The organism is Mesorhizobium qingshengii, assembly GCF_900103325.1.
Taxonomy (GTDB): Bacteria; Pseudomonadota; Alphaproteobacteria; order Rhizobiales; family Rhizobiaceae; genus Mesorhizobium; species Mesorhizobium qingshengii.
Map to the genome: position 1 here is coordinate 1 of NZ_FMXM01000013.1, position 22,941 is coordinate 22,941.

Sequence of the window (22,941 nt, forward strand, 5' to 3'; positions counted from 1 at the left end):
ATCGGGGAATCGAGCTCGCTTCCGGTCAAGGTCGACAATGGCGAGGTCTGGATCGCCGACCGGCCGATCGGGCTTGCCGCGCCCAACGAGCCCCCGGGCGAGGCGACGCTGTACTTCCGCCCGCACGATGTCGACCTGCTGGATGGCTGCAGCGGCTGCATCGTCGGCACGGTGGCCGCCAGCCGCCGCGTCGCCGGCACCAGGCGCGTCGAGCTCGAAATCGGCGGCGACCGCCAGCGGGTCGAGATCGAACTCCCCGTCGACCATCCCGCCGCACAGAAAAGCCGCGTCGCCTTCCGACCCGGGCGTTGGAAGCTCTTCCGGACGGCTTGATCTCTCGGGCCGGTCCATCGCTTCTAGAAGGATTGTGCGCGCAAGGGGCGTCGGCGCCGCTGCCAAGGTGCCCAGAATGACTCTCCTTGGAAGGAAATCCTAACAACCGGCTGTTCCAGCGATATCTTTTCTCGGGGTGCAGCCACGGAGCCGCAGGGTGTGCCTCGTCGCGCACCATGCATCACGGCTATCTTCGAACCACAAACGCATTGCATCCGGAGCCCGTTTTCATGAAGCGATTTTTCCTTGGCGTTGCAGCCGCTGCCGGCCTGTTCCTCGCATCCTCCCAAGCCTGGTCGGCCGATAAACTGCTCAACGCTTCCTATGAAGTCGGCCGCGAACTGTTCGTTCGGGTCAACAAGGCCTTCATAGCAGGGCATCCGGGCGTCACCGTCGACCAGTCGCATGCCGGCACCTCGGCGCAGGCACGCGCCATCGCCGAGGGCCTTGGCGCCGATGTCGTCACCTTCAACCAGGTCATCGACATCGATTTCCTGGTCAAGAAGGGTCTCGTCTCCGCCGACTGGCAGAAGGACTTCCCCGACAACGCCTCGCCCTTCTATTCGCTGCCGTCCTTCCTGGTCCGCGCCGGCAACCCTAAGCACATCAAGGACTGGAACGATCTCGTGCGCGACGACGTGCAGGTGATCTTCCCCAACCCGAAAACCTCGGGCAATGCGCGCTACACCTATCTGGCGGCAACCGCCTATGCCAAGGAAGCCTTCAAGGGCGACGACGCCAAGGTGAAGGAATTCATCACCAAGCTGTTCAACAACGTGCCGATCTTCGACACCGGCGGCCGCGCCGCGACCACCACCTTCGTGCAGCGCGAAATCGGCGACGTGCTGATCACCTTCGAGTCGGAGACACGCGGCATCCGCAAGGAATATGGCGATGACAAGTTCGAGCAGGTCACGCCTTCGGTCAGCTTGCTGGCCGAATTCCCGATGGCGATCGTCGACAAGGTCGCCGACGAGCACGGCACCCGCGATCTCGCCAAGACCTATCTCGACTTCCTTTACACGCCTGAAGGCCAGGACATCCTCGCCCAGAACGGCAACCGGGTCCGTGACGCAGCCGTCGCCGCCAAATACAAGGCCCAGTTTCCCGATGTCCGCCTGCTAACGGTGGAAGACGTCTTCGGCGGCTGGGACAAGATCCAGAAGGAGCATTTCGCCGCCGGCGGCCTGCTCGACCAGACCTACGGCAGCCGCTGACATCAGCAACATCCGAGATCAGCGAGGAAGCTGGCGCTTTGCCGGCTTTTTCGTTCCATCCGCCGCAAACCCGGTTTCCGGCGGAATATCGGCGTTATCTGTGCAAAACGTTACAAAGAATCAACGCGTTTGTGCCTAACGTGCCATCGGACGGCTTGTTTTGGCGAAACATCATCGTGTGATCAAAGCGTCATCATTTGCACACAAACAGTCGCCAGAGGCGAGTGGTTGGGGCTTTATGGGTTGACTCGGGCATGCTGACGAAAAAAGGCAAATACGGCCTCAAGGCCCTCGTGCATCTGTCTGGCCTGCCAGCCGGCCAACTCGCATTCGTCAATGACATCGCTGTCGCCAACAACATCCCGAAGAAATTCCTGGATGCCATCCTTGGCGAGTTGCGCAACGCTGGCTTCGTGCAGAGCCGCAAGGGCAAGGAAGGCGGCTATCGCCTCGCCCGGCCAGCCTCCGAAATCAAGATCGGCCATGTCGTGCGCGTGCTTGACGGGCCACTGGCGCCGATCCCATGCGCCAGCCGTACGCAATATCAGCGCTGCGAGGACTGCGACGAGGCGACCTGCCAGGTCCGGCACATGATGCTGGAGGTGCGCCAGGCGATCGCCGAAGTGCTGGACAATCGCAGCCTCGCCGCCATGCGCGATGCCGACAATGACGATTTCCCGGTCGAGCTGACGTCGCAAATCTAGACCACCGCGCGACGTTCTCCGCCGCGAGGTTGCGCGGCCCATGCCGACGCGGTACAGCGGGTTTCGAAGAACAGGATGGACCGATGAGGCTGTCGTGGTTCGCAAAATCCCGCAACCGCAAGCTGCCATCGGCAGCCACCTTCCGTACTGAAATCATCGCCGACGTCTTCGTCCCCGACCATGCCGAGGATGTCCGCTTCTTCAGCCGCAAGCTGGTCCACCCTGGCAGGCTTCGCCGTTTCTCGAACAGGGATCTTCGCGAAAGCCTGCTGTCGGTCTTCTATATCATGGTGGCGGCGGCGCTGCCGGTGCGCTGGTGGGCACCGGTCTGCGACCGGGTGTCGAGGTTTCGCCTGAAACGCCATGTGCTCAAGGAATTTGCGGACTATGCCGCCGCCACACGCGCGGTGCTTGGCGACGGCATCGATCCGCGCAAGCTGTTCGAGGCGTTGCTCGCGGCACGCCATCGCCGCCACCTGCAGCTGGCCGCGCATCTGGTCGCTGGCCGCTGGTCGCCGACGATCCGCCTGGAGGGGCTCGACGGGCTGCGGTCAGCTTTGCTGCGCGGCCACGGCGCCATCCTCTGGTGCGATCAGTTCACCGCCCAGACCATGATCGGCAAGCGCGCCCTGCACGAAGCCGGTGTCGAAGCGCATCAGGTGAGCGTCAACACGCACGGTCTTTCCGAAACGGCATTCGGCCTGCGCTTCCTGAACCCGCCGCTGGTCAATGTCGAGAACCGGTTCCTCAAAAGTCGGATCGTCTTTGACCGCGACGGCACCTATCAGGTCACGATCCGCATCCATGAGATCCTGAAGGAGAATGGTGTGGTGATGATGACCAACACCATCCATGCCGGCTCGACCTTCGCCGAGGTCGCCATGGGCGAGAGCGGCTGGACGTATCTCGCCTCGGCACCGGCGAATTTCGCCGCCAGGGGCAAGACGGCGCTGTTTGCCATGTCGACCTTCGAAGTGGTTCCCTTCCGCGAATACCGGGCCGTCCTGAGCCAGGAGCTGGTGCCGGCGCCATCGACCGTCTCGGCCGCGAGCATGGCCAGGGACGGTGCCAAGAGCATCGCGTTGCAGGCACGTTATATCCTGCTCAAGCGCGAGCGCCTGCTCGAGGCCCTGAAGCTTTACCCCGAGCAGATGATGTCGTGGTCCCGCCACCAGCGGCTGACCGAGCGCCAGGACCGGCCTCGGCACTGATGATGAAGGCTCATGACCGGCGTATCCGACGGACCGCGTCAGCGACGAGTTCGCCGACCGGGCGCGTCGCGTCGAGCGTCAATGCCCGCTCATCCACCGCCGGCGGTTCGAGGATGGCGAACTGGCTGTCGACAAGGCTCGCCGGCATGAAATGGCCCTTGCGGTTGCCGACACGCCGCCGCGCGGTGGCGGGGTCGATCTCCAGATAGAGGTAGACGATATCCTGCCGGACGCCGCTCAGGCGCATGCGATAGCTGCGCTTCAGCGCCGAGCAGGCGGCAACCACCCCTTGTCCCTGCCCCACCAGCGTCGCGATGCGCTCGCCGATCGCGTCGAGCCAGCCTTCGCGCAATTGATCGGTGAGCGGCTCGCCGCTTGCCATGCGGGCGACGTTTTCAGGTGGATGCAGCCTGTCGCCCTCGACGAACACGGCGCCCAGCGCGGCCGCCAGCGCGGAGCCGACGGCTGACTTGCCGCAGCCGGCGACACCCATCACCACGATGGCCGGAGGCACCGAACCGGAAGCGCCCGTCGGCGCCTGTGCTGCCTTTTCGTCCACCGTCAGCGGCTTGCTGGCGCGCGGCCGTAGAGCAACAGCATGGCGACGATGACGACGCCATAGATGATCTGCCGCCCTGCCTCCGGCATCTGCATGACTGAAAGAATGGACTGCAGCAGCGTGATCAGGATGACCCCGGCAACGGTGCCGAGATAGGAGCCGCGCCCGCCGAGGATCGAGGTGCCGCCAAGCACGACAGCCGCGATCGACGGCAAGAGATAGGCGTCTCCCATCGATTGCGCCGCCTTGGAGGCATAGCCGGCCAGCAGCACGCCGCCAAAGGCCGACAGGCCGCCGGAGACGGCGAAGGCGATCATCACCACACGCCGCGTGTCGATGCCCGACAGATAAGCGGCACGCTCGCGGTTGCCGATGCCGTAGACAGTGCGGCCGAAGCTGGTGCGGGTCAGCACGAATACCATCGCCGCGCCGATCAGCGCCCAGATGATGACTGCGTTGGGCACGCCTGGAATGGCAAAGCCGGTCGCCAGATAGCGCATGGCGCCCGTCGCCGAATCCTGCGGCGAGAAGCCGCCGGTGTAGACCACCATAAGCCCTTGCGCGACGGCATTGGTGGCCAGCGTGATGATCATCGAGGGGATGCGCAGATAGGCGACGCCGATGCCGTTGACGACGCCGATCAGCACGCCGCAGAAGATGCCGAACGGGATCGCCAGCGCCACGCCGGCCGGACCATAGGCAGCGGCCGCGCAGGCCATCATGGCACCCGCTGCCACCGACCACGGCACCGACAGGTCGATCTGGCCGAGCAGGATGACCAGCATCATGCCGGTGGCGATGACACCGAGGAACGACGCCACCTTGAGCTGCTGCAGCAGATACTCGGGCGACAGGAAGCTGCGCGAATAGAGGCTGCCGAGAAATAGCAGCAGCACGATGCAGGCAAAGGCGGTGACGACGGCCGGATCGGCGCGGCGGATGAATTTCGGCATGCGTCCGGCAATACCGCCGAGGGTCGTTTCGCTCACAGGAACCACTCCAGCCGGTTGCGGACCCTGAAGAGGGCGAAGGCGCCGAGGCTGACCGCGACCAAAAGGATAACCCCCTGGAACAAAGGCTGCCAGAGCGGATCGAAATCGAAGACGAACAAGAGGTCGCCGATGGTGCGGAAGGCGAGCGCGCCGAAGATCGCGCCGATGGCGCTGCCCTTGCCGCCGAAAAGCGAGACGCCGCCGAGCACCACGGCGGCGATCGAGAACAGCGTGTAGGCGTTGCCGCTGGCATAGGCCGCATCGCCCGTATAGGTGAAGAAGGTCAGGAACAGCCCGCCGATCGCCGCCAGCAATCCGGCCAGCGTGTAGGCGGCGAACTTGCCGCGCCGGATCGGCACGCCGGACATGTAGGCCGCGGTTTCCGATGATCCCGCCGCATATGCGGCCCGGCCCAATACCGAGCGGCTGAATGGCACCCAGATCACCAGCACGATGGCAAGCAGGGCAACAAGGCTCGCCGGCACCACATCGAACACGCGGCCCGTCAGCGCATCGGCCAGGTTCTCATTGACGGAACCGCCGGGGAATGGCCGCAGCAACAGGCCGATGCCGTAATAGACGGCCCCGGTGGCAATGGTGGCGACGATCGGCTGCAGCCGCCCATAGATGACGATGGCGCCGTTGATGGCGCCGCAGAGCAGGCCCACCGCCAGCACGGCGATGACGCCGAGCGTCGTCTGCATCGGCGTGCCCACCACCAGCCAGGAAGCCAGGCAGTTGGTCAAAAGGAAGATCATGCCGACGGACAAGTCGATGCCGGCGGTGATCACCACCAGCGTCTGCGCCATGGCGACGAAGGCAAGCAGCACGCCCTTGTTCGCCGCCGTCTGCACGACATTGGCGTTAAAGCCCGCCGGATGGTTCGAGGTGTAGATGGCGAACATGGCTATGAAGATGCCGAGCGCCAGCAACGTCCCGCGCTGTTCGGCCAGCCAATAGCGCCAATCCTTCACGCGTCCGCTCCCTGGGTCACCGGGATCTCCGCATCATGGATGTTGAGCGCGCTGGCGATCAGCGCCCGCTCGGTGATCTCGGCGCCGACCAGTTCGCGCTTGACCGCCCCATCATAAAGCACCAGCACACGGTCGCAGCAACCGATCAGCTCGTCATAGTCGGTCGAATAGAACAGGATCGCGGCACCGGCGTCGGCGAGCTTGCGCATCAGCAGGTAGAGCTCCTGTTTGGTGCCGACGTCGATGCCGCGCGTTGGATCGTTGAGCAGGATGATGCGCGGCTGCCGCATCAGCCATTTGGCGATCACCACCTTCTGCTGGTTGCCGCCCGACAGCGCACCGACCGGAATGTCGAGGCCCGCCGTCTTGATCGCAAGCAGGCCGACCATGTCGTCGATCAGCCGCTGCTCGGCGGCGCGGTCGATGATGCCGGCTTTCGACAGCCTGTCGAGCGCCGCGAAGGACAGGTTCTCGCGCACCGTCATCGGCAGCATCAGGCCTTCGGTCTTGCGGTCCTCGGGAATGAGCGCCATGCCGATGCTATCTTCCCGCGCGGCCGCGGGGCTGGCGATGGTGACCGGCTTGCCATCGATGAGGATCTGGCCTGACAGGCCGCGCAGCACGCCGAAGAAGGCCAGCAGCAACTCACGCTGGCCCTGGCCGTCGAGGCCACCGAGGCCGACCACCTCGCCGGCCCTGACGGTCAGCGAGATGTCGTGCAGCCGGTCGGCCCAGGAGAGTTTGCGGGCTTCGAGAACCGGCGCGGCGGTGGTAGGTGCCGCCGCCGGCTTGGGCGGAAAAATATGACTGTATTCGCGGCCGATCATCAGCTCGACCACTTCATTGTCGCTCTTCGAGCCCGCCGGATAGCTGGCGACGTTGCGGCCGTTGCGAAACACCGTGCACTGGTCGGCCAGTTCGGCGATCTCGTTCATGCGGTGCGAAATGTAGAGCAGCGCCAGCCCTTCCGAGCGCAGCCGCTTGAGCACCGCGAAGATCTTCGAGACGTCCGCCGCCGTCAGCGCCGACGTCGCCTCGTCGAGAATGAGGATGCGGGGCTTGCGTGCCAGCGCCTTGGCGATCTCGACCATCTGCCGGCGCGACAGCGGCAGGTCCTTGACCAGCGCCAGCGGATGGATGTCGGCCGCTCCCGCGCGCGCCAGCGCCTCTTCCGCGATGCGGCGCTGCGCCTTGCGGTCGATCATGCCGAAGCGTTTCGGCGGGTCGGAAATGACGATGTTGTCGGCGACGCTGAGTTCGGGAACCAGCGACAGCTCCTGGAAGATGCAGACGATGCCGGCCTTGTTCGCCGCACCGGGTGAAGCGAAGCTCACCTCGCGGCCGTCCAGCATCATACGGCCCTCGTCGGGCGCCACGACACCAGCCATGGCCTTGATCAGGGTCGATTTGCCGGCGCCGTTCTCGCCGAGGATGGCATGGATGCTGCCGGCCGTGACCGACAGATCGGCCTTCTCCAGCGCCCGCACGCCTCCATAGCGCTTGGATATGCCTTCCATGCGCAAGAGCGGAACCGCGCCGTCCATCAGCCCTCCCAGGCATTTGCGATTGACATCAGGCAGCCGATGCCGCGGGTCTTCTCCCGCGGCATCGGCTGGTCAGACTATTTGTTTTCCTTGGTCTGACCCATGATCTCCTGCGCGGTGAAATTGATGCCGCAGGTCGGGAAGGAGTTGCCGACGAAGAAATTGTCGGACTGGTCGGGGAAGAAATCCTGGCCTTCCTTGAAGTTCGGGTCCTCGACAATGGCGAGCGGCAGCTTCACCGATTGCGGCACGACATTGCCTTCGAGCGCGGCAATCGCTGTCTTGATGGCAACCGCCACCTGGGCCGGGCCGGTGCCGGCCGAAGAGCACTTCAATCCGTCGCCGGCATGCGCGGCACAAAATTTGCGGAAGCCGTTTTCGGTCTCGCCGCCGAACGGAACGAACGGATGCTTGGCATCGATCATCGCCTGCACGATGCCGGTATCGCCACCCTGCCCGGTGATGCCGTCGAAGGGCCCGTTGGTGGCAATCGCGTCGGCCGTCGCTTTCTGGGCCACGCCATCGTCCCACTTGCCGACGACCTCGGTGACGTCCCACTTCTTGCCGGACGCGTCGAAGACCTCATGGATGCCGGCGTGACGATCCGTATCGACGGACGTGCCGGCAACGCCGCGTACCTCGAGCACCTTGCCGCCGTTCGGCACATGCGAGACCAGCCACTTGCCCCACAATTCGCCAAGGCCCTTCTGGTCGACGTTGACGTTGATGGCGTCCTTGGTGTCGAGGATGTTGTCGAAGGCGACCAGCACGACGCCGGCTTCCTTGGCGCGCTTGATGACCGGCCCGAACGCGGTCGGGTTCTGTGCATTGACGACGATCGCGTCAAAGCCGGAATCGATGAAGTTGTTGATTGCGGAGATCTGCGCCGGCACATCTTCGCCGGTCGATACGACCTTGAATTCCTTCAGCTTCGCGGCAACGTCCTTCTGTGCCGCATAGGCCTTGGCGGTCTGCACCATCTGGATACGCCAGGTATTGGCGATATAGCCGTTGGCAAGCGCGATGCGATACGGGCCGTCCTTCTTGGGAAACTTGAAGAACTGCGTGTCGGCTGCCCACGGTGCGAAGCAATCCGGCTCGGCGGCCGGGCCCTTGACGATTTCCGGGCCCGCGGCGATCGCCGACGAGCTCAACATGACGAATGCAGTGGCGGCAACGATGCCACCAACCAGTGACTTGATCATCGATATTCCTCCCAGTTGCAGTTCTGATTGTTGTTTCGCTTTGCGAAGTCTCGCGCGATGGGCCGGCACCTCCTGCCTTGCCGAGCACGTTTTGGTCGCCGGTGATGGCCGACCCGGTCCCTCCCCTCGTCGTCGCCAGCATGGCGAAAACTATCATATTATACATAATAAACAAGAATTAGTTGTTACTTATGTATAATAAACAGGCGCTACCCGCCACTTTTCACGCCTGCTCAACCCGAATGGTAGCGCTACCAAATTGGCCTGTAAACCGGCATTCGCACAGTCGCTTCTGTGTATTTCAACGAGCGGAGCTCTCGCGGCGCTTGAGCTCGAAGCCAAGGTCGACGACCCGTTGTTCCGGCCTGTTGCCGGCGATCGCCGCCAGCGCCATGGCGACCGCGCGCCTGCCGATCTCATAGCGGTGAGTGCGGATGCTGGTGATCGAGGGGAACGCCACCTGCATCATGTCGAGGTCGTTGAAGCCGACGATGCCGATCGTCTTCGGCACGCCGATCGAGGCGCGATGGCATTCGAACAGCACGCCGAGCGCAATGTCGTCATTGTTGCAGAACACCGCGTCGAGCGTCGGCACCTTGGCCAGCGCGTCGCGGAACATTTCGCGCCCGAGCGACACACTGGACGGCACCGGCGTGGTGGTGACAAGGCGTGGATCGAACAGGCCGGCGGCCTCCATCGCCGCGCGATAGCCTGCCAGGCGCCGCTGCGAGCGCGGGTCCATGCGCGCGCCGATGAAGCCGATCCGGCGGTAGCCAACTTCGAGCAAGTGTTCGGTGGCCGTCCTGCCACCGTCGAGATGCGAGAAGCCAACCATCATGTCGACCGGATCGGGCCCGGTCTCCATGACCTGAACCACCGGGCAGCCGGCATTTTCCAGCAATTTCCGCGAGGTTGGCGTCTGGTCGATGCCGGCCACGATCAGCGCTGCCGGTCGTTGTGGCGCGAACACCTGCAGCAGCCGCTCTTCCTCGAGGCCGGAATAATGGGTGTTGCCAAGCTGGATGCGGAACGGGCTGTCCGACAGGCTGTCATAGATGCCGCGCACCACCTCGGCAAAGACGTTGTTGGTGAGCGACGGCACCAGCACGCCGAACACCTCGGCGCGCGCCGAGGCCAGCGCCCGCGCATTCGGGTCCGGCACATAGCCGAGTTCGTCGACGGCGGCCTGGATCTGACGGCGCAGTTCTTCCGAGACACGCTCCGGCTCGCGCAAGGCGCGCGACACGGTTATGGCGCCGACGCCGGCCCTGCGCGCCACATCGGCAATCGTGGGGCGGCCGCCGCCGCGGCGTGAGCGCGGCTTGATCAAGGACGCGCTCCACGCGGCAGGCCCCTGCCGCCACGCACTCGCGAAACCAAGTTCAGCGTCTTTGCCACTGTCGCCATGCCAAACCGGCCTGTTGCCGCACCCACCCGGCTTCTGGGGTCGCGCAGCCTTGGGTGGTTGTCAAGCCGCGCGGTTCCCTGGCGATATGGTGGAGAGACGCCTCAGGCCATCACGGTGGCGCTGCGCCTTGCCTTCCACACCAGCAGCCCGATCGCCAGCAGATTCAGCATGTTCCAGGCGATACCATTGAGGAAGGCCGCGGCATAGGAGCCGGTCAGGTCGTAGATCCAGCCCGACATCCAGCCGCCGATCGCCATGCCGAAGATGGTGGCCATCATGACGATGCCGATACGCTGGCCGGCTTCTTTGGCCGGCATGTAGTCGCGCACGATAATCGCGTAACAAGGCACGATGCCGCCTTGCGACAGGCCGAACACCAGCGACACGACATAGAGCGAGGCGAGCCCGTCGAAGGGAATGTAGAACAGCAACGACAGGCATTGCAGCACCGAACCGATCAGCAGTGTCTTCACGCCGCCGATGCGGTCGGCAATGAAGCCGGACGCCAACCGACTGACGACGCCGCCTGCCATCATGATCGACAGCATGTCGGCGCCGTGCGCCACGCCGTAGCCGAGATCCATGCAATAGGCGACGATGTGCACCTGCGGCATCGACATCGCCACGCAGCAGCCGAGGCCGGCGACGACCAGCAGCACCTGCAAGGCCGCCGGCGACAGCGAGATCGGCTGCACCGGCCGGCTTCCCGGCGAACCGGCAGCGGCCGCCGCCGGAGCGCCGCGCCGCAGCATCAGCACCAGCGGCACCATGGTCACCAGGCAGAAGATGCCGATGGCCGCATAGGTGATGCGCCAGCCTTCCGCCTTCATCAGCGTCGGCATGATGGTCGGCCAGATCGCTCCGGCAAGGTAATTGCCGGCCGCCGCCGCCGTCACCGCGACACCGCGCCGGCGGTTGAACCAGTGCGAGATATCGGCGATAAGCGGGCCGAAGATCACCGAGGTGCCGACACCGATCAGCACCCCCTGGGCAAGGGTGAACTGCAGGATCGAGGTCGACAGCGCCGCGAGCAGAAGGCCAGCGGCGAGCGCGACCGAGGAGAACAGCGCCGGGATCCAGTAGCCCATACGGTCGATGGCGCGGCCGATCAGCACGTTGCCGGCGGCAAAGCCGACCATGGTCGCGGTGTAGGGCATGGAGGCCGCGGCGCGATCAACGCCGAACTCGGCCTGCACGGCGGGCAGAACCACGACCACCGCCCACATCCCGACGGCGCCGATCGTCGCCAGCAGCATCGAGATGGCAAGCCGCATCCAGGCATAGGTGCTGTCGATGCCGGGGCTCTGCCGGCTGGTATCGGGTCGGGTCAAGGCGTTTCCTGTCGGCGGTCTCGAAAACCGGCTGCCGTTTGCACCACTATCGGCGCATTCGCCGCGCGCAGCAGCGCCACAGCGGGCAAATCCGTGGCTCCAGACTTCCCACGGGGAACCGACGCCAATGTGCGGAGTTTTCTGGCAAGCCACCCTGCAAGGGAGTCCTGCCATGACTGCGAAGAAGAAATGGTCGGCCGAGGTGACCGAACATAGCGACGCGATGGATCTCGAGGATCACATCTTTGAATCCGACGACGCCAGGAAGATCGCCGCCTCTCTCAAGCGATCCGCCGAACACAGCCACCGGCGCAAGGCCGAACCGTTCCAGTCCGCGATGTCGATGCTGAATTTCTACATCAACCGCGCCGGCAAGAACCTGCCCGCCAGGCGCAAGCAGGTGCTCGAGGACGCCAAGGACGAACTGCGCGTCGCCTTTGGGCGTGACAAGGAAGGTTAGTCGCCAGCGCCACCCTTTGTTCCACCCTGAAGGCAGGGTCTCGTACCGAGGCTGCAAGAGGCTGGCGACATCACAGTCCGGATGGGCATCAATCCCGTCCGTCACACGCCATCGACAAGGGATCTGCGCGCCGGCTATGACGAAGCCTTCGTCGAGGAACCGCACCGCTTCTGGGGGCTGGCTATCGACTTACCTGGATCGGATGACGCCGTCGGTGTTGGCGAGCAGCTTGCGCACCGCGTTGCGCGCCGCGTCCGGGCGCTGCAGCCGGATGTTCCTTTCGATCGCTTCATGCAGCTTCTGCGCATGATTGAGATCGTCCACGGCCCGGGTGGTGAATGCGAACAGATGATCGAAGGCGGATTCGATCAGCACGCCGAGCGGCACCAGAAGATCGTTGCCGGAGGCGCGCAGGATCGCCAGATGGAACCGGGTGTCGGCGCGGGTGCGCTCCTGCAGGCTTGTCGCCTCGCCCATCTCGCGGCAGGCCTGGCTGATCTCGGCCATCTGCTCGTCGGTCCGCCGCATGGCGGCAAACGCGGTCGCTTCCGGCTCGATGATGTGGCGAAACTCCTGCACGGTCTTCAGGAACACTTCGCGGTCCGGCGAGGTCGCGTACCAGGCGAGCACATCTCGATCGAGGAGATTCCAGCGCTCCTTCGGCTCGACCCAGCTGCCGATCTTGGGGCGCGAGGCCAAAAGGCTCTTGGCCATCAGCATCTTGATCGCCTCGCGCACCGCCGACCGGCTGACGCTGAAGGTCTCCGACCATTTGGCTTCATTGGGCAGGATGGTGCCGGGCGGATAGTCGCCGCGCACGATCCTCAGGCCAATTTCGCTGGCCAGCGACGTGTGCACGCTGGCGCCCGGAATGCGCGCCGCGTCGGGCCGGCGAACGCCGGCCTGGCGCTCGGCGGCTGCCGCTTTAGACGGCGATTTTTCCTTGTTCGGCTTCGCGTCCCGCATGGGCACCAGAAAGTCCGGTTTGAGCAGGCTGTCAAGCGCGGCAAGCGGGTTGGGCCGCAAAGCCGGCCGCTGTGCACAATTCAACCCCGATTTGCTGCCGCGCTCAGGCGGTCTTGACGTATTTGCGCCAGCTATGCTCCGGGCGGAAGCCGAGCATGTCGCGCGCCTTGCGGTTCGACAGCAGGGTCTCGTATTCGCCAAGTTCGCCCTTGACCGGCACGCCAGGATAGAACCGCTGCAAGAGTTCGGCCGTCGGCAGGTCCGACGAGGTGTCGTCATTGGCAGCATTGAACACCTGGAAGCCGAGCCCGTCCTTCTCAATGGCGCGCAGCGTGATCTGGCCAAGGTCACGCGCATCGACATAGCTCCACGCGATCCGCTTGCGGAAACCCGGATCGGCGAACCATTTCGGAAACAGCGAATATTCATGCGGTTCGATGACGTTGCCGATACGCAAGGCATAGATGTCGGTGCCATTGCGCTGCGCGAAGGCACGGGCCGTCTTCTCGTTGACGATCTTGGACAGCGCGTAGCTGTCCATCGGGTCGACGTCATACTCCTCGTCGAGCGGGAAATATTTGGGGCCGCGCGGCTCGTTGGCGAACACCAGGCCATAGGTCGTCTCGCTGGAGGCGATGATGATCTTGCGGATGCCGAGCTTCACCGCCGCCTCGATGACATTGTAGGTGCCGAGCGCGTTGATGCGGAACACTTCATTGTCGGGTGTAATCATGATGCGCGGGATGGCGGCGAAATGCACCACGGCATCGACCGGCTGGGCGCGCAACGACGGGTCGAACTCATGCAGGCCCATATAGCTCGACAGCGCGTTGAACACCTGGCCGCTGTCGGTGATGTCGGTGATCAGCGTGCGCACCTTGGGATTGTCGAGCGGCTTGGTGTCGATGTTGAGCACCTGGCAGCCCTGCTCGACCAGATATTGCACGACATGTCGCCCCGCCTTGCCGCTGCCGCCGGTGAACATGATCCGCTTCGCCATTTTGCTCTCCACATCCTCTGCGATTTATGTGTATTGTCAGACAATAAGGCATTCCGCAATCACCTGCCACCGCCTGCGGCAAAAACCCGCCTCGCCTGCGAAAATGGCAGCGCTGAATATCAATCATTGCAAACAGGACGACACGACATGAACACGACCGCCGCGAGCGAAAAGATCGGCTTCATCGGCCTTGGCCTGATGGGACACGGGATCGCCAAGAACATCGTCGACAAGGGCTACAGCCTGACCTTTCTCGGCCGCAAGAACCGCAAGCCCGCGGAAGACTTGCTTGGCCGGGGCGCCGTGGAAGCGGCCACCTCGCGCGACGTGGCGGCGGCATCCGACATAGTCTTCATCTGCGTCACGGGTTCCCGTGAGGTCGAGGCCATCATTCGCGGTCCCGGCGGCCTCAAGGAGGGCTTGAAGAAAGGCTCGGTCGTCGTCGACTGCTCGACCTCCGATCCGGTCTCGACGGTGGCGATTGCCGCTGAGCTCAAGGCGCTCGGCATCGACTATGTCGATGCACCGCTGAGCCGCACGCCGAAGGAAGCCTGGGAAGGCACGCTCGATGCCATGGTCGGCGCGCCGGACGCGGTCTTTGCGCGGCTGAAGCCGGTGCTCGAAACCTGGGCCGGACGCATCGTCCATATCGGCGACACCGGCGACGGCCACCGCATGAAGCTGCTCAACAACTTCATTTCGCTGGGCTACGCCGCGATCTATTCCGAGGCGCTGGCGCTGGCGCAGAAGGTCGGCATCTCGCCGCCGCGCTTTGACAGCGTCATCCGCAACGGCCGAATGGATTGCGGCTTCTATCAGACCTTCATGCGCTGGACGCTGGAGGGCGACCGCGACGCCCACAAATTCTCCATCGCCAACGCCTTCAAGGACCTGACCTATCTCGAATCGATGGCCGGTGCGGCCGGCATCGCCAACCCGCTCGGCAATGCCACCAAGAATTCCTTCGCCGGCGCCCATGCCACCGGTCCGGCCGAGCAGTTCGTGCCGATGCTGGCCACGCACATCGCCAAGGTCAACGGCATCGACCTGATGCCGACCAAGGACGGCAAGAAACAGACGATTTAAGGGATCTTCAAGCGCGGGCGCCAATCACCGCCTCGACCGTCCGATGCCGTCGTCGGTGTTGGCCAGCAGCTTGTGCACGGCGCTGCGCGCGGCTGCCGGGCGCCGCAGGCGGATGTTCTTCTCGATCGCCTCATGCAGCTTCTGTGCCTGGCGCTGATCGCCGACCTGTTGTGTCGTGAATGCGAACAGATGGTCGAGCGCCGATTCGATCAGCACGCCGAGAGGCACCAGAAGGTCGTTGCCGGAGGCGCGCAGGATGGCGAGGTGGAAGCGCGTGTCGGCGCGGATACGCTCCGGCAGGCTCGCTGCCTCGCCCATCTCGCGGCAGGCCAGGCTGATCTCGGCCATCTGCTCGTCGCTGTGCCGCAGGGCGGCGAAGGCCGATGCTTCCGGTTCGATGATGTGGCGGAACTCCTGCACTGTGCGCAGGAAAGCCTCACGGTCGGGCGCGGTCGCGTACCAGGCCAGCACGTCGCGATCGAGCAGGTTCCAGCGCTCTTTCGGTTCGACCCAGCTGCCGATCTTGGGCCGTGACGCCAAAAGGCTCTTGGCCATCAGCATCTTGATGGCTTCGCGCACCGCTGACCGGCTGACATTGAAGGTCTGCGCCCATTTGGCCTCGTTGGGCAGGATCGTGCCGGGCGGGTAGTCGCCACGCACGATCCTCAGGCCAATCTCGCTGGCCAGCGAGGCGTGGACGCTCGCTCCAGGCACATGCGCCGCACCGGCACTGCGCACGGACGCCGGATGGCGACTGGTTTGCGCCCTGGTCCGGCTGGCCCGCTTCTTTGACTTTTCGTCCGGCATCCACGTTCCAATACGTCGGCCGTCTGTCGTCCGGAATGGTCCGAACCTGCGCGGCGCGCCGATCTCGTTGCCGAAAAATCCAAACCATGGGCGCGCCAAGGCCGGAGCCTGGTGCTCCGAGCACGGCGTCCCGTTTCGAGAGTTGACGGAGCGCCCGTTGCCGGGCGCCCCGAAATCGAGAACCTACTTCTGGATGCAGGTGTCGACCGTATCCTTGGTGCATTCGTCGAGACCGGTGAACACCGGATCGGCGACGGCCTTGCCTTCGATGAGATCAATCATCACCGACGGTGCCTTGTAGCCCATTTCGAACGGCCGCTGGCCGACCAAAGCGGTGACAAGGCCGTCCTTGGCGATCGCCACCTCGTCGCCGATCGTGTCGGCGGCGCCGATGACGAAGTCGTTGCTGGCCAGCTTGTCCTTCAGCGGCCCGATCAGATCGCGGTAGGGCTGCGGCGCGCCGAACAGCGGCCAGCCGCCCATGATGCCGAACGCATCGAGCTTGGGATTTGCGGCGAGGATATCGGTCATCGCCTGCACGCCCTTGGCGCCGTCGTCATTGGTGAACACCGGGCAGCCGGCGACTTCGGTCCAGCCACCTTCGCCGGCAAGTGCCGCGAGGCCTTCCTTGCCCGTCAGAGCGTCGCGCATGCCTTGCGCGCGGCGCAGGATGTTGTCGGCCGCCGGATTGCCCTCGATGGTGCAGATCGTGCCGCCATTCGGCTTGGCCTTCTTGATGTATTCGCCGATCTTCTTGCCCATCAGATAGTTGTCGGTGCCGAGATAGGTCTTGCGCAGCGCGGCATCTTCCTTGCTGAGGTCGGCATCGACCGTCATGATCGGGATCGTCGGATTGGCGGTCTTGATCGTCTGCGCGATCAGCGGTGCGTTGGACGGCGAAATTGCCATCGCCACGGTGTCGGCCTTGCTCAGCATGTCCTGGACGATCTGCGCCTCGCCGGCTTCGTCGGAAGTCGACGCGGGACCGGTATAGAAGCACTCATATTCCGAGCTGGCGTTTTCCTTGTTCCACTTCTCGCAACCCTGGTGGATGGCTTCGAAGAACGGATTGTCGAGACCTTTCACCACAATGACGAGCTGTTTCTTGGCTAAAGCCGGCCCGGCGCCAAGCGCCATCATGGCGGCGGCGGCAAGCAAAAGTGATTTCCTCATGTCAGTCCTCCCTTGAAACAGACGGACACGGCGTGCCCGCCACACAAATCGACCCGACGCGTGATGACAGAGGTTCGTTTCGCGAGCACTCGTGTCGCCAAGGCAGATCGATAAGCATTTCCAGATGCGGCTTCAGACCGGATCAACCACATGGGTGCAGCCGGAACCTCGACCGATAAATCTTCGCCGATTCCACCGGGCGAACCACCCAAAGGGATCGGCATAATCTCCTCCGATGCTTAGCTAATATCGGCTCGCCGCCAACGTCAATGCTATTTGTCCTACAAAACGGATTTTTGAAATAATCCGACCTTGATTCGTCCGACATTTGATTGACGCGCGCCGGCTTTTGCGTAAAAGAACCCTAACGCTGTTTCCGGGAGGAGCTGGGGAGAGCGATGGCCAAAGCAGCGCCGGCATCCACGCCGGGAACAGCAGCGGGTCTAAAAACACGGGGAGGCAGCAGGCTGGTGGCGGTTCTCGAACTCACCAATATATCGAAGCATTTTGGCGCCATCCAGGCGGTCAACGACGTGTCGCTGTCGATCGAGCCCGGCCAGGTGGTCGGCCTGATGGGCGACAACGGCGCCGGCAAGTCGACGCTGGTCAAGATGATTGCCGGCAATTTCCGCCCGAGCCATGGCGCCATGCAGATGGACGGCAAGGACCTGATCCTGCACAAGCCGGTCGAGGCGCGCCAGCACGGCATCGAGATCGTCCACCAGGACCTCGCTCTGTGCAACAACCTGACGGCGGCGGCGAATGTCTATCTCGGCCGCGAACTGCGCAAGGGCGTTGGCCCGTTCCGCATTCTCGACTATGCCGCGATGTACAAGCGCGCCGGCCAGATCTTCGCCGAATTGAAGTCCGAAACTCGCCCACGCGACCTCGTCAAGCAGATGTCCGGTGGTCAGCGCCAGGCGGTGGCGATCGCCCGTACCATGCTGTCGCAAGCCAAGATCGTGCTGATGGACGAGCCGACGGCGGCGATCTCGGTGCGGCAGGTAGCGGAAGTGCTGAACCTGATCCGCCATCTGCGCGACCAGGGCATCGCCGTCGTGCTGATCAGCCACCGCATGCCCGACGTCTTCACCGTCGCCGATCGCGTCATCGTCATGCGGCGCGGCCGCAAGGTCGCCGACAAGACGATCGCGTCGAGCTCGCCCGAGGAAGTCACCGGGCTGATCACCGGCGCCATCGAACAGGTTTGATTTCAGACGTTTTCACCACGCACAGCACATGAAGGTCGACGATGGCACTGACAATTGACCAGCCGATCGAACACAAACAGCAATCCTTGCCGGCACGGATGTTTGCCAGCCAGACCTTCTGGGTGGTGATTGCGGTCATCCTCGCCTGCCTGTTCCTGTCGTTCGCCACCGACGCCTTCGCCACCTCGAAGAACCTCTACAACATCACCCGCAACGTCACCTTCGTCGCCATCGTCGCGCTCGGCATGACCTTCGTCATCATCACCGGCGGCATCGACCTGTCGGTCGGTTCGGTGCTGTGCCTGTCGTCGATGGTGCTGGCCGTCACCATGCATGCCGGCTACTCGATCGAGGTCGGCATCCTGGCCTCGATCGCCACCGCGCTCGCCATCGGCGCCTTCAACGGCATTATGATCGCCTATCTCGGCTTTCCACCGTTCGTGGTGACGCTCGGCATGCTGTCGATCGCCCGCAGCCTGGCCATGGTCGCTTCCAACAACACAGTCGTCTTCCAGTTCGGACCGGACCACGCCAAGCTGTTGTCGCTGGGCGGCGGCGCCTGGGTGTTCGGCATCGCCAATCCGGTGCTCTACACCATCGTTCTGGCGCTGATCACCGGCTTCATCCTGCGCTGGACCAAGTTCGGCCGGCACATCTTCGCCATCGGCGGTAACGAGCATGCGGCGACGCTGACCGGCGTGCCGGTGCGCCAGATCAAGGTTGCGGTCTACATGATCTCGGCGCTGTCGGCGGGCATCGCCGGCGTCATCGAAACCGGCTGGCTCGGCGCCGTCACCACCAACATCGGCACCGGCATGGAGCTGCAGGTGATTGCCGCCACCGTCATCGGCGGCGCCAACCTTGCCGGCGGCGTCGGTACCGCCTTCGGCGCCATCGTCGGTGCGGCCCTCATCGAAGTAATCCGCAACAGCCTCGGCCTGCTCGGCATCAACGCCTTCTGGCAAGGCGTGTTCATCGGCGGCGCCATTCTGCTGGCGGTGCTGTTCGACCGCATCCGCAATTTCCGCCGCAGCGACTAGGCCGAAACGGTCCATGGCAAACTCCCTGTTCAGTCTCGAGGGCCGGTTGGCGCTTGTGACCGGCTCCGGCCAGGGCATAGGCTTCGCCTTGGCGCGCGGCCTCGCCGAACACGGGGCGAGCGTGGTGCTCAACGGCCGCGACCGTGCCAGGATCGATAGCGCCGTCGAAAAGCTGCGTGATACCGGCTCCAAGGCGCATGCCTCGGTCTTCGATGTCACCGACTTTCAGGCAGTGAACGCGGACGTCGCCCGCATCGAGGCCGAGATCGGCGCCATCGACATCCTCGTCAACAATGCCGGCATACAGTTCCGTGCTCCGCTCGAGGACTTTCCCGAGGAGCAATGGGAGCGGCTGTTCAAGACCAATGTGTCGGGCGCTTTCCATGCCGGCAAGGCCGTCGCCCGCCACATGATCCCGCGCGGCAAGGGCAAGATCATCAACATCGGCTCTGTGCAGAGCGAACTGGCCCGGCCGAACATCGCGCCCTACACCGCAACCAAGGGCGCGATCCGCAACCTGACCAGGGGCATGTGCACCGACTGGGCGAAACATGGCCTGCAGATCAATGCCATCGCGCCCGGCTATTTCCGCACCGAGATGAACCAGGCGCTGGTTGACAATCCGGAGTTTTCCGCCTGGCTGGAAAAGCGCACGCCGGCCGGGCGTTGGGGCAATGTCGACGAGCTGATCGGCGCCGCCGTGTTCCTGGCCTCCGATGCATCGTCCTTCGTCAACGGGCACACACTCTATGTCGATGGCGGCATGACGGCCTCGGTTTGAGGGGGAATTCGCTCGTGGGCGCTATTCGTTCTGGTACCTATCGCTCAGTCTGAAAATCCTCTGTCATGGCCCGCTGCGGGTGTCCGCATGGCGACCCCGCCTTGACGCGCGCCCGAACTCGGCCGCACAATCCCCACTGCAGGCGAAGGGAGGCCAGTCGTCTGCGGGAGGATATACCCATGACGGAAGCGATCAGGCTCTACTGGGGCCGGTTCGGACATGTTTCTGTCCTGAATGTCGCAAGCGACTTCGTCACCCATGCCCATGGCGAGGCACATCTGATTATCTGGCTCGAAGGCACCGCCGGCGAGATGACCGTCGGCCGCGAGACGGTACGGCTCGGACCTTGCATCGCCGCCGGCATCAACTCCTTCCAGCCGCACAGCCACGTCCTGTCGCAGAACGGCACGCCGGGCCTGTTCCTCGCCTTCTACATCGATCCGGACTGGGCTCGCCGCCGCCGCGACCTGCCTTCATCCGCGCCGTTGTTTTCACAGGCGGCAATCAACCTCGAGCCGTGGCTACACCAGGCCGCCGCCAACCTGCTCGACCATCTCAGCGACAATGAAAGCGTCGACGATGTCGCCAACTATGAGATTGAACGCTTCATCGACAGCGTGCTCGATGCAGCCGACGCCTCGGCGCCGCAAGAGGCGCGCATCCGCATAAACACCATGCAGGATTTCCGCGTCCGCAAGGCAATCCAGCTGATGAGGGCCAATGTCTGCGAGCGCATCTGCTTCGACGAGGTGGCGCGCAGCGTCGGCCTGTCGCGGCCGCACTTCTTCGCCCTGTTCAAGGAACAGACAAACCTGACGCCCAATGTCTACTGGAACACGCTGCGCATGGAAGAAGCGGTGCGGCAGTTGCAATGGTCGCAGGAGCCGCTGATCTCGGTCGCCTGCAATCTCGGCTTCACGACCCAGGGCAATTTCTCGCGCTTCTTCCGCGACCATGTCGGCGTGCCGCCGACGCTTTACCGCGAGGCGGCGCGGGCGATCGCCTAGCCAGCCACGCCGCTTCTCGAGACCACCCCGTTTTTCAGACTGATTGATATGCACTCAAGACGCATTGATAAGCGCCCCTGAGATGGCCGTCCTACCCTTGCCCAACTGTCGCATTGCAAGGGAACATCCATATGGCGAAAGTCACCATCTCCAGCGTCATCGACGCGCCGGTCGAAAAGGTCTGGGCGCGCATACGCGACTTCAACGGACTGCCGAGCTGGCATCCGCGCATGGTCGAAAGCCATATCGAGGACGGCAAGGACGCCAGCACGATCGGCTGCGTGCGCAACTTCCAGCTCGCCAGCGGCGCCCGCATCCGTGAAAAGCTGCTCGACTTCTCCGATCCGAATTTTCTCGTCAGCTATTCCATCCTCGAGACGCCGCAGCCGCTGACCAACCACAAGGCGACACTGCAACTGCGGCGCGTGACCGATGGTGACCGCACCTATGCCGAATGGACCGCCAGCTTCGACGCGGCACCCGAGGAAGCCGACAAGCTGGCCGAGGGCATGGGTGTCAATGTCTTCCAGGGCGGCTTCAACGCCCTGAAGAGCCATTTCGCCGGGCAGAGCTGAGGGAGCGGGCCATGGCGCTGGCGCTGCAGACTTTTGCAACCGTGAAAGACGCCAACGTGGCGCTGAAGGCCCAGGGCACCTGCTATTTCGGCGGGGGTACACTCGTGGTCCGCGCGGCCAATGAAGGCGATATTTCGGTCTCCGGCTTGATCAGGTCGACCGACCCGGCCCTCTCGGCCATAGAGGTTACCGGCGGCAAGGTCCGCATCGGCGCTTCGGTGACGATGGCGGCGATCGCCCGTCATCCGGACCTCGGCACCCTTGCCAGGGCCGCCCGTGCCGTCGGTGGCCCGGCGATCCGCAACATGGCGACCGTCGGCGGCAACCTGTTCGCACCGGCACCCTATGGCGATTTCGCCGTTGCCCTGCTGGCGCTTGGCGCCACGGTCAGCACCGACGATGGCGAAACGCCGATCGAGACCTTCCTGGCCAATCGGGATGGCAGCCGCGCCATCGTCACCTCGGTCGGCTTCACCGTTCCGAAGGCTGGCGATTTTCGCTTCCTGAAGGTGTCGCGGGTCAAGCCGAAAGGCATCTCGGTGCTCAGCATCGCCGCCATGCTCGAACAGGCTGGTGACGGCACCGTGTCCTCGGCGCGGATCGCGCTTGGCTGCATGGCCGACCGGCCAATACGCGCCAAGGCGGCGGAGAAGGCACTGCTCGGCAGGAGGCTTGACCAGGACGGCATCGCACCGGCGCTGGCCGCCGCCGGTGAAGGCACCTCGCCGATCACCGATCCGATCGCCAGCGCCTGGTATCGCGCGGAAGTCCTGCCGGTCCATCTGCGCCGGCTGTTGCTCAGCTAATCACCTGTCGGGGGGCGCGCGTCTGTCCGATTGTTCGGGCAGGCGCGCAAGGAGGAAACATGGCAAAGGTCCCGGTTCAATTCACGCTCAACGGTTCTGAAAAGGCCGAATTCATCGACAGCGGCACGACGCTGCTCAACGCCTTGCGCGACAAGATCGGCGACACCTCGCCGAAAGGCGGCTGCCATCAGGGCACCTGCGGCGCCTGCTCCGTCATCATCGACGGGGAACTCAGGCTCTCCTGCCTGACGCTGGCCGAGACCTGCAATGGCGCAGCGATCACCACGACATCGGGGCTTTCGGAAGGTGGCGTCCTGCATCCCGTGCAGCGCGCCTTCCTCGACACTTTCGCCACGCAATGCGGTTTCTGCACGCCGGGCACGATCATGGCTGCCAAGGTGCTGCTCGACCACACGCCCAATCCCAGCCGCGACGAGGTGGTCGAGGCGCTTTCGGGCAACATCTGCCGCTGCACCGGCTACGAGTCGATCATCCAGGCGGTGCTGCTTGCGGCCCGCGCCAATTCGCAGAACGCGGCGTGAGGGAAGCAA

Annotated in this window: 24 protein-coding genes; 13 read left to right on the plus strand and 11 right to left on the minus strand. The window is 64.1% G+C overall.

Annotation, left to right across the window (positions count from 1 at the left end; genetic code table 11):
• The 4 genes from BLS48_RS20180 to BLS48_RS20195 all read left to right on the plus strand — a co-directional run.
• The coding region (locus BLS48_RS20180) for a TOBE-like domain-containing protein (RefSeq protein WP_208604648.1) at positions 1-333 on the plus strand (333 nt) is incomplete at its 5' end.
• A 230-nt stretch (positions 334-563) separates the two neighbouring features.
• Positions 564-1,550 (plus strand): sulfate ABC transporter substrate-binding protein, encoded by a 987-nt coding sequence (locus BLS48_RS20185; protein WP_091581118.1) that lies wholly within the window; start codon positions 564-566, stop codon positions 1,548-1,550.
• Between the two features lie 254 nt (positions 1,551-1,804).
• On the plus strand, positions 1,805-2,254 hold the full coding sequence (locus BLS48_RS20190) for an RrF2 family transcriptional regulator (RefSeq protein ID WP_013530871.1): 450 nt from the start codon (positions 1,805-1,807) through the stop codon (positions 2,252-2,254).
• A gap of 83 nt (positions 2,255-2,337) precedes the next feature.
• Positions 2,338-3,465 carry a hypothetical protein gene (locus BLS48_RS20195; RefSeq protein WP_091581121.1) on the plus strand — a complete coding sequence of 376 codons (1,128 nt, stop codon included), beginning with the start codon at positions 2,338-2,340 and terminating at the stop codon, positions 3,463-3,465.
• Between the two features lie 10 nt (positions 3,466-3,475).
• Here BLS48_RS20195 and BLS48_RS20200 read toward each other — a convergent pair whose 3' ends face one another.
• The 7 genes from BLS48_RS20200 to BLS48_RS20230 form a co-directional block, all read right to left on the minus strand.
• A complete protein-coding gene (locus BLS48_RS20200; RefSeq protein ID WP_091581123.1) occupies positions 3,476-4,024 on the minus strand; it encodes a gluconokinase in 549 nt (182 codons plus the stop codon).
• 2 nt (positions 4,025-4,026) lie between these two features.
• Positions 4,027-5,013 carry an ABC transporter permease gene (locus BLS48_RS20205; RefSeq protein ID WP_091581126.1) on the minus strand — a complete coding sequence of 329 codons (987 nt, stop codon included), beginning with the start codon at positions 5,011-5,013 and terminating at the stop codon, positions 4,027-4,029.
• Positions 5,010-5,990 carry an ABC transporter permease gene (locus BLS48_RS20210; protein WP_091581128.1) on the minus strand — a complete coding sequence of 327 codons (981 nt, stop codon included), beginning with the start codon at positions 5,988-5,990 and terminating at the stop codon, positions 5,010-5,012. Before BLS48_RS20210 ends, BLS48_RS20205 begins: the two co-directional genes overlap by 4 nt.
• A complete protein-coding gene (locus tag BLS48_RS20215) occupies positions 5,987-7,534 on the minus strand; it encodes a sugar ABC transporter ATP-binding protein (RefSeq protein WP_091581131.1) in 1,548 nt (515 codons plus the stop codon). Before BLS48_RS20215 ends, BLS48_RS20210 begins: the two co-directional genes overlap by 4 nt.
• Before the next feature lie 77 nt (positions 7,535-7,611).
• Entirely contained in the window at positions 7,612-8,739 is a 1,128-nt protein-coding gene (locus tag BLS48_RS20220; RefSeq protein ID WP_091581133.1) for a sugar ABC transporter substrate-binding protein, read from the minus strand.
• A gap of 301 nt (positions 8,740-9,040) precedes the next feature.
• Entirely contained in the window at positions 9,041-10,069 is a 1,029-nt protein-coding gene (gene gntR / locus BLS48_RS20225) for an HTH-type transcriptional regulator GntR (protein WP_091581136.1), read from the minus strand.
• A gap of 179 nt (positions 10,070-10,248) precedes the next feature.
• On the minus strand, positions 10,249-11,478 hold the full coding sequence (locus tag BLS48_RS20230) for an MFS transporter (RefSeq protein ID WP_091581138.1): 1,230 nt from the start codon (positions 11,476-11,478) through the stop codon (positions 10,249-10,251).
• Between the two features lie 172 nt (positions 11,479-11,650).
• Between BLS48_RS20230 and BLS48_RS20235 the strand changes: the two genes are divergently transcribed.
• Positions 11,651-11,938 carry a DUF3175 domain-containing protein gene (locus BLS48_RS20235; protein WP_167365166.1) on the plus strand — a complete coding sequence of 96 codons (288 nt, stop codon included), beginning with the start codon at positions 11,651-11,653 and terminating at the stop codon, positions 11,936-11,938.
• 189 nt (positions 11,939-12,127) lie between these two features.
• Here BLS48_RS20235 and BLS48_RS20240 read toward each other — a convergent pair whose 3' ends face one another.
• Both BLS48_RS20240 and BLS48_RS20245 read right to left on the minus strand, forming a co-directional pair.
• On the minus strand, positions 12,128-12,904 hold the full coding sequence (locus tag BLS48_RS20240; protein WP_091581605.1) for a FadR/GntR family transcriptional regulator: 777 nt from the start codon (positions 12,902-12,904) through the stop codon (positions 12,128-12,130).
• Between the two features lie 103 nt (positions 12,905-13,007).
• Positions 13,008-13,904 carry an NAD-dependent epimerase/dehydratase family protein gene (locus BLS48_RS20245; protein ID WP_091581143.1) on the minus strand — a complete coding sequence of 299 codons (897 nt, stop codon included), beginning with the start codon at positions 13,902-13,904 and terminating at the stop codon, positions 13,008-13,010.
• A 147-nt stretch (positions 13,905-14,051) separates the two neighbouring features.
• Here BLS48_RS20245 and BLS48_RS20250 point away from each other — a divergent pair, with 147 nt between their 5' ends.
• A complete protein-coding gene (locus BLS48_RS20250) occupies positions 14,052-14,990 on the plus strand; it encodes an NAD(P)-dependent oxidoreductase (protein WP_091581145.1) in 939 nt (312 codons plus the stop codon).
• Between the two features lie 24 nt (positions 14,991-15,014).
• On the opposite strand, the gene BLS48_RS20255 is transcribed toward BLS48_RS20250, so the two are convergent.
• Together BLS48_RS20255 and BLS48_RS20260 are read right to left on the minus strand one after the other, a co-directional pair.
• A complete protein-coding gene (locus BLS48_RS20255; RefSeq protein WP_091581148.1) occupies positions 15,015-15,797 on the minus strand; it encodes a FadR/GntR family transcriptional regulator in 783 nt (260 codons plus the stop codon).
• 183 nt (positions 15,798-15,980) lie between these two features.
• Positions 15,981-16,970 carry a sugar-binding protein gene (locus BLS48_RS20260; RefSeq protein WP_091581151.1) on the minus strand — a complete coding sequence of 330 codons (990 nt, stop codon included), beginning with the start codon at positions 16,968-16,970 and terminating at the stop codon, positions 15,981-15,983.
• A 470-nt stretch (positions 16,971-17,440) separates the two neighbouring features.
• Here BLS48_RS20260 and BLS48_RS20265 point away from each other — a divergent pair, with 470 nt between their 5' ends.
• The 7 genes from BLS48_RS20265 (at position 17,441) to BLS48_RS20295 (ending at position 22,932) form a co-directional block, all read left to right on the plus strand.
• Positions 17,441-18,181 (plus strand): ATP-binding cassette domain-containing protein, encoded by a 741-nt coding sequence (locus BLS48_RS20265; protein ID WP_091581155.1) that lies wholly within the window; start codon positions 17,441-17,443, stop codon positions 18,179-18,181.
• 41 nt (positions 18,182-18,222) lie between these two features.
• A complete protein-coding gene (locus BLS48_RS20270; RefSeq protein WP_091581159.1) occupies positions 18,223-19,221 on the plus strand; it encodes an ABC transporter permease in 999 nt (332 codons plus the stop codon).
• 13 nt (positions 19,222-19,234) lie between these two features.
• The gene (locus BLS48_RS20275; protein WP_091581162.1) at positions 19,235-20,002 is read left to right on the plus strand and encodes an SDR family oxidoreductase; all 768 of its coding nucleotides are present in this window, start codon (positions 19,235-19,237) and stop codon (positions 20,000-20,002) included.
• A gap of 179 nt (positions 20,003-20,181) precedes the next feature.
• Positions 20,182-21,009 carry an AraC family transcriptional regulator gene (locus BLS48_RS20280; RefSeq protein WP_091581165.1) on the plus strand — a complete coding sequence of 276 codons (828 nt, stop codon included), beginning with the start codon at positions 20,182-20,184 and terminating at the stop codon, positions 21,007-21,009.
• 131 nt (positions 21,010-21,140) lie between these two features.
• The gene (locus BLS48_RS20285) at positions 21,141-21,584 is read left to right on the plus strand and encodes an SRPBCC family protein (RefSeq protein WP_091581168.1); all 444 of its coding nucleotides are present in this window, start codon (positions 21,141-21,143) and stop codon (positions 21,582-21,584) included.
• 11 nt (positions 21,585-21,595) lie between these two features.
• Complete coding sequence (locus tag BLS48_RS20290) at positions 21,596-22,390, plus strand: FAD binding domain-containing protein (RefSeq protein ID WP_091581171.1); 795 nt, start codon at positions 21,596-21,598, stop codon at positions 22,388-22,390.
• A gap of 59 nt (positions 22,391-22,449) precedes the next feature.
• Positions 22,450-22,932 (plus strand): (2Fe-2S)-binding protein, encoded by a 483-nt coding sequence (locus BLS48_RS20295; RefSeq protein WP_091581173.1) that lies wholly within the window; start codon positions 22,450-22,452, stop codon positions 22,930-22,932.
• The last annotated feature ends 9 nt before the right edge of the window (positions 22,933-22,941 follow it).

Coding starts and splice junctions, on each gene's coding strand:
- BLS48_RS20185 (WP_091581118.1), top strand. CDS start 564: ATGAAGCGATTTTTCCTTGGCGTTGCAGCCGCTGCCGGCCTGTTCCTC.
- BLS48_RS20190 (WP_013530871.1), top strand. CDS start 1,805: ATGCTGACGAAAAAAGGCAAATACGGCCTCAAGGCCCTCGTGCATCTG.
- BLS48_RS20195 (WP_091581121.1), top strand. CDS start 2,338: ATGAGGCTGTCGTGGTTCGCAAAATCCCGCAACCGCAAGCTGCCATCG.
- BLS48_RS20215 (WP_091581131.1), bottom strand. CDS start 7,534: ATGGACGGCGCGGTTCCGCTCTTGCGCATGGAAGGCATATCCAAGCGC.
- BLS48_RS20220 (WP_091581133.1), bottom strand. CDS start 8,739: ATGATCAAGTCACTGGTTGGTGGCATCGTTGCCGCCACTGCATTCGTC.
- BLS48_RS20235 (WP_167365166.1), top strand. CDS start 11,651: ATGACTGCGAAGAAGAAATGGTCGGCCGAGGTGACCGAACATAGCGAC.
- BLS48_RS20240 (WP_091581605.1), bottom strand. CDS start 12,904: ATGCGGGACGCGAAGCCGAACAAGGAAAAATCGCCGTCTAAAGCGGCA.
- BLS48_RS20245 (WP_091581143.1), bottom strand. CDS start 13,904: ATGGCGAAGCGGATCATGTTCACCGGCGGCAGCGGCAAGGCGGGGCGA.
- BLS48_RS20250 (WP_091581145.1), top strand. CDS start 14,052: ATGAACACGACCGCCGCGAGCGAAAAGATCGGCTTCATCGGCCTTGGC.
- BLS48_RS20255 (WP_091581148.1), bottom strand. CDS start 15,797: ATGCCGGACGAAAAGTCAAAGAAGCGGGCCAGCCGGACCAGGGCGCAA.
- BLS48_RS20260 (WP_091581151.1), bottom strand. CDS start 16,970: ATGAGGAAATCACTTTTGCTTGCCGCCGCCGCCATGATGGCGCTTGGC.
- BLS48_RS20270 (WP_091581159.1), top strand. CDS start 18,223: ATGGCACTGACAATTGACCAGCCGATCGAACACAAACAGCAATCCTTG.
- BLS48_RS20275 (WP_091581162.1), top strand. CDS start 19,235: ATGGCAAACTCCCTGTTCAGTCTCGAGGGCCGGTTGGCGCTTGTGACC.
- BLS48_RS20280 (WP_091581165.1), top strand. CDS start 20,182: ATGACGGAAGCGATCAGGCTCTACTGGGGCCGGTTCGGACATGTTTCT.
- BLS48_RS20285 (WP_091581168.1), top strand. CDS start 21,141: ATGGCGAAAGTCACCATCTCCAGCGTCATCGACGCGCCGGTCGAAAAG.
- BLS48_RS20290 (WP_091581171.1), top strand. CDS start 21,596: ATGGCGCTGGCGCTGCAGACTTTTGCAACCGTGAAAGACGCCAACGTG.
- BLS48_RS20295 (WP_091581173.1), top strand. CDS start 22,450: ATGGCAAAGGTCCCGGTTCAATTCACGCTCAACGGTTCTGAAAAGGCC.